15 protein-coding genes are annotated in these 12,847 nt (G+C 70.1%); 8 read left to right on the top strand and 7 right to left on the bottom strand.

Annotation, left to right across the window (positions count from 1 at the left end):
• Nucleotides 1–52 precede the first annotated feature (52 nt).
• On the bottom strand, nucleotides 53–700 hold the full coding sequence (locus tag ACWEVP_RS48985; protein WP_452069472.1) for a DUF3043 domain-containing protein: 648 nt from the start codon (nucleotides 698–700) through the stop codon (nucleotides 53–55).
• Between the two features lie 146 nt (nucleotides 701–846).
• Between ACWEVP_RS48985 and ACWEVP_RS48980 the strand changes: the two genes are divergently transcribed.
• The gene (locus ACWEVP_RS48980; RefSeq protein ID WP_004562664.1) at nucleotides 847–1,224 is read left to right on the top strand and encodes a HesB/IscA family protein; all 378 of its coding nucleotides are present in this window, start codon (nucleotides 847–849) and stop codon (nucleotides 1,222–1,224) included.
• A gap of 64 nt (nucleotides 1,225–1,288) precedes the next feature.
• Here ACWEVP_RS48980 and ACWEVP_RS48975 read toward each other — a convergent pair whose 3' ends face one another.
• Nucleotides 1,289–1,459: a hypothetical protein gene (locus ACWEVP_RS48975; protein WP_452069471.1), complete on the bottom strand. Its 171-nt coding sequence runs from the start codon at nucleotides 1,457–1,459 to the stop codon at nucleotides 1,289–1,291.
• A gap of 148 nt (nucleotides 1,460–1,607) precedes the next feature.
• Here ACWEVP_RS48975 and ACWEVP_RS48970 point away from each other — a divergent pair, with 148 nt between their 5' ends.
• Nucleotides 1,608–2,597, top strand: coding sequence for a carbohydrate kinase family protein (locus ACWEVP_RS48970; RefSeq protein ID WP_452069470.1), 990 nt, complete (start codon nucleotides 1,608–1,610; stop codon nucleotides 2,595–2,597).
• A 57-nt stretch (nucleotides 2,598–2,654) separates the two neighbouring features.
• Here the strand turns inward: ACWEVP_RS48970 and asnB are convergent, their stop codons facing one another.
• The gene (asnB, locus tag ACWEVP_RS48965; protein WP_452069469.1) at nucleotides 2,655–4,589 is read right to left on the bottom strand and encodes an asparagine synthase (glutamine-hydrolyzing); all 1,935 of its coding nucleotides are present in this window, start codon (nucleotides 4,587–4,589) and stop codon (nucleotides 2,655–2,657) included.
• A 184-nt stretch (nucleotides 4,590–4,773) separates the two neighbouring features.
• On the opposite strand from asnB, the gene ctaC reads away from it, so the two are divergent.
• Nucleotides 4,774–5,718: an aa3-type cytochrome oxidase subunit II gene (gene ctaC / locus ACWEVP_RS48960; RefSeq protein WP_452069468.1), complete on the top strand. Its 945-nt coding sequence runs from the start codon at nucleotides 4,774–4,776 to the stop codon at nucleotides 5,716–5,718.
• A 32-nt stretch (nucleotides 5,719–5,750) separates the two neighbouring features.
• A complete protein-coding gene (locus tag ACWEVP_RS48955; RefSeq protein ID WP_372668948.1) occupies nucleotides 5,751–6,170 on the top strand; it encodes a cytochrome c oxidase subunit 4 in 420 nt (139 codons plus the stop codon).
• On the opposite strand, the gene ACWEVP_RS48950 is transcribed toward ACWEVP_RS48955, so the two are convergent.
• The gene (locus ACWEVP_RS48950; RefSeq protein ID WP_452069467.1) at nucleotides 6,118–7,047 is read right to left on the bottom strand and encodes a DMT family transporter; all 930 of its coding nucleotides are present in this window, start codon (nucleotides 7,045–7,047) and stop codon (nucleotides 6,118–6,120) included. The genes ACWEVP_RS48955 and ACWEVP_RS48950 overlap by 53 nt on opposite strands.
• A gap of 83 nt (nucleotides 7,048–7,130) precedes the next feature.
• Here ACWEVP_RS48950 and ACWEVP_RS48945 point away from each other — a divergent pair, with 83 nt between their 5' ends.
• Nucleotides 7,131–8,084, top strand: a complete 954-nt coding sequence (locus ACWEVP_RS48945; RefSeq protein ID WP_452069506.1) for a GlxA family transcriptional regulator — start codon at nucleotides 7,131–7,133, stop codon at nucleotides 8,082–8,084.
• A 3-nt stretch (nucleotides 8,085–8,087) separates the two neighbouring features.
• Here ACWEVP_RS48945 and trpD read toward each other — a convergent pair whose 3' ends face one another.
• The 3 genes from trpD to ACWEVP_RS48930 all read right to left on the bottom strand — a co-directional run bounded on the left by trpD (nucleotide 8,088) and on the right by ACWEVP_RS48930 (nucleotide 10,006).
• Nucleotides 8,088–9,122, bottom strand: coding sequence for an anthranilate phosphoribosyltransferase (trpD, locus tag ACWEVP_RS48940; protein WP_452069466.1), 1,035 nt, complete (start codon nucleotides 9,120–9,122; stop codon nucleotides 8,088–8,090).
• A 4-nt stretch (nucleotides 9,123–9,126) separates the two neighbouring features.
• Entirely contained in the window at nucleotides 9,127–9,531 is a 405-nt protein-coding gene (locus tag ACWEVP_RS48935) for a hypothetical protein (RefSeq protein ID WP_452069465.1), read from the bottom strand.
• A gap of 61 nt (nucleotides 9,532–9,592) precedes the next feature.
• Nucleotides 9,593–10,006 carry a hypothetical protein gene (locus tag ACWEVP_RS48930; protein ID WP_452069464.1) on the bottom strand — a complete coding sequence of 138 codons (414 nt, stop codon included), beginning with the start codon at nucleotides 10,004–10,006 and terminating at the stop codon, nucleotides 9,593–9,595.
• Between the two features lie 95 nt (nucleotides 10,007–10,101).
• Between ACWEVP_RS48930 and ctaE the strand changes: the two genes are divergently transcribed.
• The 3 genes from ctaE to qcrA all read left to right on the top strand — a co-directional run bounded on the left by ctaE (nucleotide 10,102) and on the right by qcrA (nucleotide 12,756).
• Nucleotides 10,102–10,725, top strand: a complete 624-nt coding sequence (gene ctaE / locus ACWEVP_RS48925) for an aa3-type cytochrome oxidase subunit III (RefSeq protein WP_086681061.1) — start codon at nucleotides 10,102–10,104, stop codon at nucleotides 10,723–10,725.
• A 61-nt stretch (nucleotides 10,726–10,786) separates the two neighbouring features.
• Complete coding sequence (gene qcrC, locus ACWEVP_RS48920) at nucleotides 10,787–11,605, top strand: cytochrome bc1 complex diheme cytochrome c subunit (RefSeq protein WP_452069463.1); 819 nt, start codon at nucleotides 10,787–10,789, stop codon at nucleotides 11,603–11,605.
• Complete coding sequence (qcrA, locus tag ACWEVP_RS48915; protein ID WP_452069462.1) at nucleotides 11,602–12,756, top strand: cytochrome bc1 complex Rieske iron-sulfur subunit; 1,155 nt, start codon at nucleotides 11,602–11,604, stop codon at nucleotides 12,754–12,756. Before qcrC ends, qcrA begins: the two co-directional genes overlap by 4 nt.
• The last annotated feature ends 91 nt before the right edge of the window (nucleotides 12,757–12,847 follow it).

The following is a 12,847-nucleotide window of genomic DNA, read 5'->3' as shown; positions in this document are numbered from 1 at the left end:
ACAAGCAAGAAGCCGGGTCGAGCATCGCTCGACCCGGCTTCTCGAAAACCGCTCAGTTGGGGATCGGGTCCCCGGGCTTCAGCCGCGGCTTGGGGACGCGCAGCCGCCGGATCTGGGACGCCCGCACGAACGCGTACCAGCCGATCGACCGGCCGCTCACCGCTTCCTTCGGGAACTTCTCCCGCGCCAGCTTCGCGATCTTGCGCCCGTTCACGAAACCCTCGATCGCCATCACCAGCAGCAGCGCCGTGCACAGCAGCGTGATGTACGACTGCACCTGGGGCAACGGCACCAGCAGCGCCAGGAACACCAGGATCGCCAGCGGCATGAACAGGCCCAGCAGGTTGCGCCGCGTGTCGACCAGGTCGCGGACGTACGCCTTCACCGGCCCGCGGTCGCGGGGGAGCAGGTACTTGTCGTCGCCCGCCATCATGCGGTCGCGGCGGAGCTTGGCCGCCGCGCGGCGGTCTTCCTTCGTCTGCGGGTTCGACTTGCGCAGTTCCTTGTTGCGCTTCATCGCCTCGCGCATGGTGGTCGGCGGTGGCGCGACCGGGCCGCGCTTCTTCGCCTCCGCGTCACGCCGCTTCGGCGTAGCCTTGCCCTTACCGGGCGTGAACGCCTTGCCGCCGACGTCGACGGCGTCCGTCGTCTCCGGCTCTTCGGCGGCGGTGTCTGTGGTGCTTCGGCGCAGGAACCTCACCTCACCAGGGTATTGCAGGCGTCACGCGGCCGTTCACCAGGTCGATCCATGTGCGACCATGGTGGGGGAACAGAACGGGCGCTCCGGGTGTTGAAGACGTCAGCACGAGGAGTATCCGCAGTGAGTTCGAACCTAGAGGGAGTGCCATGACGACCGCTGAGCACGCCGGCGCGACGCAGGCCGAGACCGCCGAGGAGACCCACGGCGTCACGTTGACCGACGCCGCGGCTTCCAAGGCGAAGGCCCTGCTCGAGCAGGAGGGCCGCGACGACATGCACCTGCGCATCGCCGTCCAGCCCGGTGGCTGCGCGGGCCTGCGCTACCAGCTGTTCTTCGACGAGCGCACGCTCGACGGCGACCTGTTCCGCGACTTCGACGGCCTCAAGGTCGCGGTCGACCGGATGAGCGCGCCGTACGTGTCGGAAGCTGTCATCGACTTCGTCGACACGATCGAGAAGCAGGGCTTCACGATCGACAACCCGAACGCCACCGGCTCCTGCGCCTGCGGCGACTCGTTCCACTGAGCGGTACGCGAAAAGGCCCCGCCGTCCCGAGGAGGGAGGGCGGGGCCTTCTTCGTCTCTGCGGACTACACGTACGCGTCGAGCTCGGCCACCTGGGCGTGGCACGCCTCGTCGACCTCCCACGGCTCGGCCGTGACGCGGGGCAGCGGCAGGCGCTCGGCCTGCAGTGTTGCCGGGATGAGCGCGCAGTCGGCGATCAGCTCGGACAGGGTCTCGGGTTCGGTGACGGCGTTCACGATTCGTAACGCTATTGATCCGCTCTCGACTGGAGAAGGAGTACCAGCCGGTAGTGTCGGCTGGGCACGCGCGAACTACCCGGTTGGGTCATGACCCGGGGGTAACTTCGCGCCTTTTGCCGTGAGGTCGAGCACAAAGGAGCAGCCGGTGGCAGACAGGGCCAGGATCGCGGTGTCCGGCAGTATCGCAACCGACCACCTCATGCATTTCCCGGGCAGGTTCGCGGAGCAGCTGGTCGCCGAGCAGCTGCACCGGGTTTCGCTGAGCTTCCTCGCCGACGACCTCGTGGTCCGGCGCGGTGGCATCGGCGCGAACATCGCCTTCGGCCTCGGGGTGCTCGGCGTGCGCCCGGTGCTCGTGGGCGCCGTCGGCGCCGACTTCGCGGACTACCGCTCCTGGCTGGAACGGCACGGCGTCGACACGTCCGGCGTGCACGTGTCGGAGGTCGCGCACACCGCGCGGTTCGTCTGCACGACCGACGAGGACCTCTGCCAGATCGCGACGTTCTACGCCGGCGCGATGGCCGAGTCCCGCAACATCGAGCTGCAGCCGATCGCCGAGCGCGCCGGCGAGATCGGCCTGGTGCTGATCAGCCCGGACGACCCCGAGGGCATGGTCCGCCACGCCGAGGAGTGCCGTCAGCGCGGGTACGCGTTCGCCGTCGACCCGTCGCAGCAGCTGGCCCGGATGACCGGCGAGCAGGCGCGCGCGTTCGTCGCCGGCGCGAAGTACCTGTTCAGCAACGACTACGAGTGGGAGCTGCTGCTCCAGAAGACCGGCTGGACCGAGGCCGACGTCCTCGACCAGGTCGGCCTCCGGATCACGACGCTGGGCGAGAAGGGCGTCGAGATCGTCGGCAAGGACGGCGTGGCCCTGCAGATCGGCGCGGTCCCCGAGCGCGCGAAGGCCGACCCGACGGGTGTCGGCGACGGCTTCCGCGCGGGCTTCCTGGCCGGCCTCGACGGCGGCCTGAACGTCGAGCGCGCGGCCCAGCTGGGCTCGCTGATCGCGGTGCTGGTCCTGGAGACGGTCGGCACGCAGGAGTGGACGTTCGACCGCGCGGACGCCCTGGCCCGCATCGGCGAGGCCTTCGGCCCCGACGCGGCCGAGGAGATCTCCGCGGTCCTGCCCGCCTGAGTCCCGGAACGCGAGAGGCCCCGCACCGAGCCGGTGCGGGGCCTTCTCACGGGAACGTCAGAGCTTGACCGGGTACACCGGCTCCGGGACCTCGGGCTTGATGCGGTGCTCGACGAAGATGCCGTGCCACAGCATGAACACGATCAGCGCCCACAGCTGGCGGCTGCGGTCCAGCTGGCCCGCCTTGTGCTCCTCCAGCAGCGCCAGGATCGCCTTCTTGTCCAGCAGCTCGTCGGTCTTCGAGTCGTTGATGATCCCGCGGGCCCAGTCGTACATCTCGTTGCGCAGCCACAGGCGGATCGGGACCGGGAAGCCGAGCTTGCGCCGGTTCAGCACGTGCGCCGGGATGATCTTCGCCAGGGCCTGGCGCAGCGCGTACTTCGTGGTGCCGTGGGCGAGCTTCTGGTCCAGCGGGATCGACGCCGCGACCTTGAACACCTCGGCGTCGAGGAATGGCACCCGCAGCTCCAGCGAGTTCGCCATGGTGACCTTGTCGGCCTTGACCAGGATGTCGCCGCGCAGCCAGGTGTAGAGGTCGACGTGCTGCATGCGGGCCACCGGGTCCCAGCCGCGCGAGACGTCGTACCAAGGCGCCGTGACGTCCTTGAAGCCCACGCCCTCCTGGTACGAACGAAGCACGTTGCGCAGCTGGTCGTCGCGGAAGTTGCGGGCGTTGCCGTAGTAGCGGTCCTCCAGCGGCAGCGCGCCGCGGCGCAGCAGGTCCTTGCCGCGGGTGCCCTCGGGGATCTTCGTCGAGACCTTGCCGATGAGCTTGCGCATGCCGCCCGGGATCTTCTCGAACGGCGCCAGCGAGATCGGCTCGTTGTAGATCGTGTAGCCGCCGAACAGCTCGTCCGCGCCCTCGCCGGACAGCACCGCCTTGACGTGCTTGCGGGCCTCGCGGGCGATGAACCACAGCGGGACCAGCGCCGGGTCGGCCACCGGGTCGTCGAGGTACCAGACGATGAGGGGGAGGACCTCCATCATCTCGTCCGCCGACACCGTGCGGACCACGTGCTTCACGCCGATCGCGGCGGCCGACTCGGCGGCGACGTCGACCTCGGAGTAGCCCTCGCGCTCGAACCCGGTGGTGAACGCGATCAGGTTCGGGTTGTGCTCCTTGGCCAGCGTGGCGGTGGCCGTGGAGTCGATGCCGCCCGAGAGGAAGGCGCCGACGGTGACGTCGGGGTCGGAGATCATGTGCTTGCCGACCGAGTCGCGCATCACATCGGCGATGCGCTGGTGCAGCTCCTCGGCCTCGGCCTGCGTGGTCACCGGCTTCGCGGTGAACTGCGGGTGGAAGTAGCGGGTGAACTTCACCTCACCGCCGGGAGCCACCTCGAACGACGTCCCGGACTCGACGCGGCGGATCGCGGTGTGCAGCGACTCGGGCTCGGGCACGTACTGCAGGACCAGGTAGTGCTGCAGCGCCTTGCGGTCCAGCTCCTGCGCGACGCCGAGGGTGTCCGACAGCTCCAGCAGGCTCTTCTTCTCGCTGGAGAACGCCACCCCGCCGGGGCCGGCCGAGTAGAACAGCGGCTTGATCCCGAACGGGTCGCGCGCGCCGAAGACCTTCTTCTCCTGCGAGTCCCAGATCATGAACGCGAACATGCCGCGCAGGCGCTTCACCCAGTCCGCGCCGAGGTAGTGGAACCCGGCGACGATGGCCTCGCCGTCACCCTCGGTCTCGAACTTCGCCCCGTGCTGCTCGGCCAGCTCGGCCCGCAGCTCCAGGTAGTTGTAGATCTCGCCGTTGAAGTTCATGGTGTAGCGGCCCGGCGCCTCCGGCGGGCCCCAGACCAGCGGCTGGTGGGCGTGCTCGACGTCGATGAAGGCGAGCCGGTTGAAGCCGTAGACGACCTCGGCGTCGGCCCAGGTGTCCTGCTCGTCGGGGCCGCGGTGGCGCTGGCAGCGCATGGCCGCGCCGACGGCGTCACGCGCGTTCGCCGCGCCGGTCTCGGTCGCGCAGATCAGTCCAAGCAGGCCGCACACGGGTACTCACACACCTTCGGAGTTCTCACCGGGCTGGGGAAGTGCCCAGTATGCCGGGCAGGCCGTGGCGAGTAACACGCGCGTCGACGGTTACCCCTTAGTCAGCGGGACGGGCCAACTCGGCTAGGCTCCGCCTGTCACAAAGATCGGTCGTAGGAGGCTCTGGGTGAAAGGGCGAGGCGCAGTGGGACAACCCAAGCGCACCCTGGGGAAGCGGACCGTGCGCGTCGCCGCGCTGGCCGTGCTGGTCGCGCTGACCGCGACGGGCTGCTCCGGCGACGAGATCCTGCGGTTCGGCTGGCCGGTCGGCGTCACGCGGCAGGCGAACGAGATGCGCACGCTGTGGACCTGGACCGTGGTGGCCGCGCTGGTCGTCGGCGCCATCGTGTGGGCCCTGATCTTCTGGACCGCGGCGTTCCACCGCAAGAAGAAGACGGCCGACGGCGAGCCGGAGGAGCTGCCCCGGCAGTTCCAGTACAACATCCCCCTAGAACTGTTCACGGTCGTCGTCCCGACGATCATGGTCTGCGTCCTGTTCTTCTTCACCGCGACGACGGAGTCGAAGGTCCTGGACAAGGTGCCGAACCCGGACGTCAAGGTCCAGGTCGTGGCCTTCCAGTGGAACTGGGAGTTCAAGTACGAGGACGCCAACGCGGCGAAGCCCGACGGCAGCGGCCAGGTCAGCACGGTCGGCTCGTCCGGCGAGATCCCGCTGCTGGTCCTCCCGGTCGGCAAGGTCATCCAGTACGACCTGATCTCCACCGACGTCATCCACTCCTTCTGGGTCCCGGAGTTCCACTTCAAGCGGGACGTCATGCCGAACCCGGACAAGAACAACCAGGACAGCTCCTTCCAGAACACGATCGACCGCGAAGGCTCCTTCGTCGGCCGGTGCGCGGAGCTGTGCGGCACCTACCACTCGGTGATGAACTTCGAGGTCCGTGCGCTGTCGGCGGACAAGTACGACCAGTACATCGCGCTGCGCAAGCAGGTGAACCCGGCCACCGGCCAGACGTTCACCGCGTCGGAAGCGCTTGCGAAGATGAACTGCGGCGAGCTGTGCACCCCGCACGCGGTGACCACCCAGCCGTTCAACACCGACCGCACGGCGCGGACCGCGTCCAACTGACGCCGTCGTCACACAGGGAGTAGGAAAGACCCATGAAGGTCGAAGCCCGCATCTTCTTCATCGTGGCGATCTTCGCCGTGTTCATGGCGGCCGTGTACTGGGTGTGGACCGCGCTGGCCGCGACCCACGGGGCCGAGCCGGTCGGCATCGTCGCGCTGTTCCTCACCGGTGGCCTCGCGTTCCTCGCGGGCAGCTACATGCAGTTCGTCGCCCGCCGCATCGAACCGCGCCCGGAGGACCGCGAGGACGCCGAGATCAGCGACGGCGCCGGCGAGCTGGGCTTCTTCAGCCCGGGCAGCTACTGGCCGGTCGGGATGGCCGCCACCGCCGCCCTCGCCGCACTGGGCCTGGCGTTCTTCCACATCTGGCTGCTCGTCATCGCGCTGGTCGCGCTGCTGATCACGATCGGCGGGCTGGTGTTCGAGTACCACACGGGTCCGTCGCACGACTGACCTGCGCTTTTTCCGACTGGCCGCGGCGCTGAGGACTCAGGGCCGCGGCCAGTACCGCGAGCATCCCCAGCGCCTCCGGCCAGGTCGGGCGGTGGCCGTAGAAGGCGACGTCCACCAGCACCGCGACCACCGGGTACAGGTAGGACAGCAGCGCCACCGTCGTGGTCGGCAGCTTGCCGATGCTCGCGTACATCAGCACGTACATCAGTGCCGTGTGGACGGTGCCGAGCAGCACCAGCCACAGCAGTCCCCGCGGTGACGCCGGCAGCGGCGTGATCAGCAGCACCGGCGCCAGGACGAGCGCGCCCACCGTCGTCTGGACGGCCGCCAGCAGGTGCGGGCGGATGTGCTTCAGCTGCTTCGCCACGAAGGACGCGCCGGCGTAGAGCAGGGCCGCGCCGAGCGCCAGCCCGATCCCGGCGAGCTGCACGGGCTTGCCGTCCTCACCGTGCGCGGACAGCGAGATCAGCGCCACGCCACCGAACGCGATCGCGGCCCGGACCAGGTGGCTCTTGGCCACCTTTTCGCCCAGGAACGCCGCCGCCAGACCGACCAGGATCAGCGGCTGCGTGTGGTAGACGACCGTGCTGACCGAGATCGACGACAGCGCGTAGGACGCGAACAGCAGCACCCAGTTGCCGACCAGGAACAGTCCGCCGAGGACGGCCAGGCCGAGGTCACGCCGCGAGGGCCGCCAGGCGGGCAGCCAGCCGCGGGCGAAGCACCAGATCACCAGGAGCGCCCCGCCGACGAAGCAGCGGGCGAAGGCGACAGCGGGGGCGGCCGCGCCGCTCTCGAGGACGACGGCGCCGATCGTGCCGGACATCGCCATCGCCGCGGACCACTGGAGCAGCGGGCGGGTTTCGGAGTTCGTCATGGCGTCCAGGTTCGTCCGGACGGCGTCGATCAACCAGTGTCAGAGATGACAACGGCCGCAAAACTTGTGACATGCTTGCCGTCATGGACGTCAACCGGGTCGCGGTGGTGCTCGCCGACCACGTTTCCCCGTTCGAGCTGGGCGTCGCGTGCGAGGTCTTCGGCACCGACCGCACCGCCGACGGCATCGAGGGCTGGGAGTTCGGGGTCTGCTCACCGGCGGGTTCCCCGGTGGCCAGCTGGTCGGGCTTCGGCCTGTCCGGTCTGCGTGACCTGGACTTCGCGGCCTCGGCGGACCTGCTGATCGTGCCGACCTGCGCTCCTCGGACGGCGCCGCCGCCGGCGCCGGTGCTGGACGTCCTGCGCGACGCGGCGGCGCGGGGCGCGTGGGTGGCGGGGTTCTGCGCGGGGGTGTTCACGCTGGGCTACGCGGGCCTGCTGGACGGCCGCCGCTGCACGGTCCACTGGGTCTACGAGGCGGAGTTCCGCGCCCGCTTCCCGGCGGCCGTGGTGGACCCGCAGGCGCTGTACGAGGACGACGGCGGGATCCTGACCAGCGCGGGCACGGTGGCGGCGGTCGACCTGTGCCTCCACCTGGTGCGCCGGCTCCGCGGCGTCACGGCGGCGACGACGCTGGCGCGCCGGATGGTGGCGGCGCCGTTCCGGGCCGGGGGACAGGCGCAGTTCGTCCAGGCGCCGGTCCCGTCGGTCCCGGACGACTCGGTGGTCGCGGAGGCCCTGGAGTGGGTGGAGCGGCGGCTGGACCGGCCGTTCACGGTGGCCGAGCTGGCGCGGCGCAGCGGGCTGGGGGAGCGGACGTTCCTGCGCCGCTTCTCGGCGGCGACGGGCACGACCCCGCACCGCTGGCTGACCGAGCGCCGGCTGGACCGGGCGCAGGCGCTGCTGGAGGAGGGCCGGCTGTCGGTGGAGGACATCGCGACGGCGTGCGGCTACGCGTCGGCGGCCGCGCTGCGGCACCAGTTCAGCCGGCTGCGGGGCACGAGCCCGACCTCGTACCGCGCGGCCTTCCGCGGGTAAAGGTCAGGCGAACGCGATCCAGCGGTCCAGCAGTGCCGCCGCGGCCCCGGAATCGATCGCCTCGGCCGCCCGCGCCAGCCCGCCGCGCAGGTCGTCCTCGAGGGACCCCGAGAACCCGGTGAACGCCGCCAGCGCCGCGGCCGCGTTGATCAGGACCGCGTCCCGCACCGGGCCCGGCTTGCCGCCCACCAGCTCGCGGACCACCGCCGCGTTCGACGCCGCGTCTCCGCCGCGCAGGTCGTCCGCCGTCGCGCGGGGCACGCCCACCGACGCCGGGTCGAACGTCGTCTTCGTCACGGTCCCGTCCGACACCACCCACACCGACGAGGTGGTCGTCGTGGTGATTTCGTCCAGGCCGTCGTCGCCGCGGACGATCAGCGCGCGGGTGCCGCGGCGGGCGAACACCTCCGCCAGCACGTGTGTCTTGTCCTCGTACGCGCAGCCGATCAGCGCGCTGCCCGGCTGGGCCGGGTTCGTCAGCGGCCCCAGCAGGTTGAACGTGGTCGGGATGCCGAGCTCGCCGCGGACCGGGCCCGCGTGCCGCAGCGCCGGGTGGAACGCCGACGCCAGGAAGAACCCCACGCCGACCTCGGTGAGGCTGCGCTGGACGTCTTCCGGCGGCAGCGAGATCGTCACCCCGAGCGCTTCCAGGACGTCCGCCGCGCCCGACTTGGACGACGCGCTGCGGTTGCCGTGCTTGGCGACCGGCGCGCCCGCCGCCGCCGTGACGATCGTCGCCATCGTCGAGATGTTGACCGAGTTCGAACCGTCACCGCCGGTGCCGACGATGTCGACGGCCGGGCGGTCCAGCTCGACGCGCTTGGCGTGCGCCAGCATCGTGGCCGCCATCCCGGCGATCTCCGACGGCGTCTCGCCCTTCGCGCGCAGCGCCACCGCGAACCCGGCGATCCGGGCCGGGCTCGCCGCGCCGCTCATGATCTGGTCCATCGCCCACGCCGTGTCCTCCTCGGACAGGTCGACGCGCGCGACGAGCTGCTTGAGCAGCGGCGGCCAGGTGCGGGGGACCGGGGTGGTCACGGGCTCAGCCGTTCACGACGGGGACCCGTCGCAGCACGTCGGCGACGGTCTCCGCGGCGGTCAGCGGGTCCAGCGGGTGCACCAGCACGGCGTCCGCCTGCGACCACGTCGCCAGCCACCGGTCGTCCTTGCGCCGCACGGCGACCACGATCGGGGGGCACTCGGTGATTTCGCTCTTCAGCTGGCGGCAGACGCCGATGCCGCCGGTCGGCTGCGCTTCGCCGTCGAGGATCGCCAGGTCGACGGTGCCCGCGTCCACCTCGGACAGCACGTCCGCGATGCCGGCCGCCTCGACGTAGTCCACGCGCGCCAGGTCGGCGGCGGGCCGCCGGCCGACCGCGTTCACGATCGCTTCGCGCACCTCCGCCTTGTGGCTGAACACCAGGACCCGCATCGACCGCTCGCCCATCAGGCACGCCTCCATACTCGTGACCGCACGTCTGCCTGGATCGTATCGGCCGAGACCGACATCACGCGGGCGCCTCCGGCTGGAGCGCGTCCCAGCCCAGCGCGTCGCCGCCCAATCGTTGCGCGAGACCGGCCATCCGGGACCGTTCCTGGGCGCAGTGCAGCGCGTCGAGCACCTGGACGCGGACCGCGAGCGCCCGCGTCAGGCCCTCCGAAGGGGACTGTTCCCGCAGCTCGTAGCCGTCCTGGGCGAGGATCGACGCCGCTTCGGCGACGCGGTCCGGCGGCAGGAGCAGGTGGTGCCGCAGGACGGCCGGTGCCGTGCTGACCCAGGCGGGTGAACCGGCGAGGACGGCCGAGTCCGCGACCACCGGGTCGAAGGCTTCGGCGACGATCTCCAAGCCGGGCGTATCGGGAGTCAGACCAGCGCTTTCCCGCTTTTTGACCAGGTCACGCAGCCGGTCGAGTAAACCCATGAGTAGCTCTCACCTTCCCGGGCATCCGGTGTGATCGGTTACGCAGACGGCTCGCCGTGGACCCACCCGGCGGAGCGGTGGTGCGAGAGGACATAATGCGACGCGTGACAACGGCAGCTCCCACCATCAGTCAGCGGGTCCACTCGCTGAACCGGCCGAACATGGTCAGTGTCGGCACCATCGTGTGGCTTTCCAGCGAGCTGATGTTCTTCGCCGGACTGTTCGCGATGTTCTTCACCGTCAAGGCGCAGAACTCGTCCGGCCAGTGGCCGCCGCCGCTGCACGGCGAGGAGTTCCACCTCAACGTGGCGTACGCGATCCCGTTCACGGTGATCCTCGTGCTGTCCTCGCTGACCTGCCAGTTCGGCGTGTTCGCCGCCGAACGCGGCGACGTCTACGGCCTGCGCCGCTGGTACATCATCACGTTGATCATGGGCGCCATCTTCGTCGGCGGCCAGGCCAACGAGTACCACAACCTGGTCGAAGAGGGGATGACGATCCCGTCCGGCCCGTTCGGCACGGTCTTCTACCTCGCCACCGGGTTCCACGGCCTGCACGTCATCGGCGGGCTCATCGCCTTCGTGTACCTGCTCATCCGCACGAAACTGAGCAAGTTCACGCCCGCCCAGGCCACGTCGGCGATCGTCGTGTCCTACTACTGGCACTTCGTCGACATCGTGTGGGTCGGCCTCTTCGGTGTGATCTACCTCCTTCCGTAGGTCCACCCAGCCGCCACCACCTTCACCATCGGCCTGAACTGACAGCAAGGGTTGCCGCAAGATGACCACCAGCACCAAGTCCTCGGAGCGCCGCTACCGCGCGCGGTCGAAGCTGCGGAGGCGGTTCGCCGGCCTGCTCGCGCTCGGTATCGCGCTGGTGGGCGCCGGCGCCCTGTACGCCGTGTTCGCCCCGGAGCCGCAGACCGCGCAGGCCCAGGGCACGCCGGCGCAGCTGCGCCTCGGCGAGCAGGTCTACAACAACACCTGCATCGCGTGCCACGGCGCGAACCTCGAGGGCGTGCAGGACCGTGGGCCGAGCCTGATCGGCATCGGCGACGCCGCGGTGTACTTCCAGACCTCTTCGGGCCGCATGCCGGTCGCGCGCCAGGAGGCGCAGGCCGAGCGCAAGCCGCCGAAGCTGACCGAGGCCGAGATCGACGCGGTCGGCGCCTACATCCAGGCGCACGGCGGCGGCGTCCAGCGTCCCGCGGAGAAGGGCGAGGCCCTGCGCGGCTCCGACCCGGCCCGCGGTGGCGAGCTGTTCCGCCTCAACTGCGCTTCGTGCCACAACTTCACCGGCCGTGGCGGCGCGCTGTCCGCCGGCAAGTACGCGCCGAACCTGGACCCGGCCAGCGAAGAGCAGATCTACACGGCCATGCTCACCGGGCCGCAGAACATGCCGAAGTTCTCCGACCGGCAGCTGTCGCCGGAGGAGAAGAAGGACATCGTCGCCTACGTGAAGTCGGTGTCGGACGGCAACAATGACCCGGGTGGGAACGGCCTCGGCGGGGTCGGCCCCGCTTCGGAGGGCGTGATCGCCTTTATCGTCGGGATCGCCGCGCTGATCGGCGTGACGTTGTGGATTGGATCGAAGGCATGAGTGCCGAGGGGCCGAAGCCGCCGACGGAGGCGGAGCTGGCTGAGATGGACCGGGACCAGCTGGTCAAGCTGGGCGGCGAGCTCGACGGGGTCGAGATCGTCGAGTACCCGACGCCGTGGCCCGTGGAGGGCACCCGCGCGGAGAAGCGGGCCGAGCGCCTGGTCGCGTTCTGGTTCGGGCTGTCCGCCCTGGCCGGGATCGGGTTCGTCGTCTCGCTCATCTGGTGGCCGTGGCAGTACGAGGCGCCGGACAACGAGAGCGGCCACTTCTGGTACAGCCTGTACACCCCGATGCTCGGTATCACGCTCGGCCTGGCCATCCTCGGCCTGGGCATCGGCGTGATCCTGTACACGAAGAAGTTCGTGCCCGCCGAGGTCGCGGTGCAGCAGCGCAGCGACAACCAGGGCGAGGGGTCGGCCGAGGTCGACCGCGCGACGATCCTCGCGCACCTGGCCGACGCCGGGAACCGCAGCACCATCGCCCGCCGGTCGCTGATCAAGCGCTCGGCGATCGCCGGGGCCGGCGCGCTGGGCCTCGCGGCCGCGGCGCTGCCGCTGGCGTCCTTCATCAAGAACCCCTGGAAGGACACCGAGAACCGGCAGTCGCTCTGGCACACCGGCTGGCAGCCGAACTTCCCGGGCGAGAAGGTCTACCTGCGCCGCAACACCGGCAAGCCGCTGGAGGAGGGCGAAGAGGTCAGCCTGGTCAAGGCCGAGGACCTCGACGCCGGCGCCATGGAGACGGTCTTCCCGTACCGCGACTCCGAGAAGGGCAAGCCGGAGCTGCTGGCCGCGGCGCTGACCCGCGTCGACAACCCCGTCATGCTGATCCGCCTGCGCCCGACCGACGCCGCCAAGGTGGTCAAGCGGGCCGGCCAGGAGGACTTCAACTTCGGCGACCTCTACGCGTACACGAAGATCTGCAGCCACGTCGGCTGCCCGACCTCCCTGTACGAGCAGCGGACCAACCGCATCCTGTGCCCGTGCCACCAGTCGCAGTTCGACGCCCTCCACTACGCCAAGCCGATCTTCGGCCCGGCGACCCGTCCGCTGGCCCAGCTACCGATCACGGTGGACGAAGAGGGATACTTGATCGCGCGAGGCGACTTCATCGAGGCCATCGGTCCGGCCTTTTGGGAGCGTAAGTCATGAGTTCACTCACCACGCCGACCAAGGGGTCGAGCCCGGTCGAGAAGGCGCTGGGCGACGCGGCCAACAACGCCGACCAGCGGTATCACCTGGC

This window comes from Amycolatopsis sp. NPDC003865 (assembly GCF_053605345.1).
This window is presented reverse-complemented; position numbering and strand designations above follow the sequence as displayed.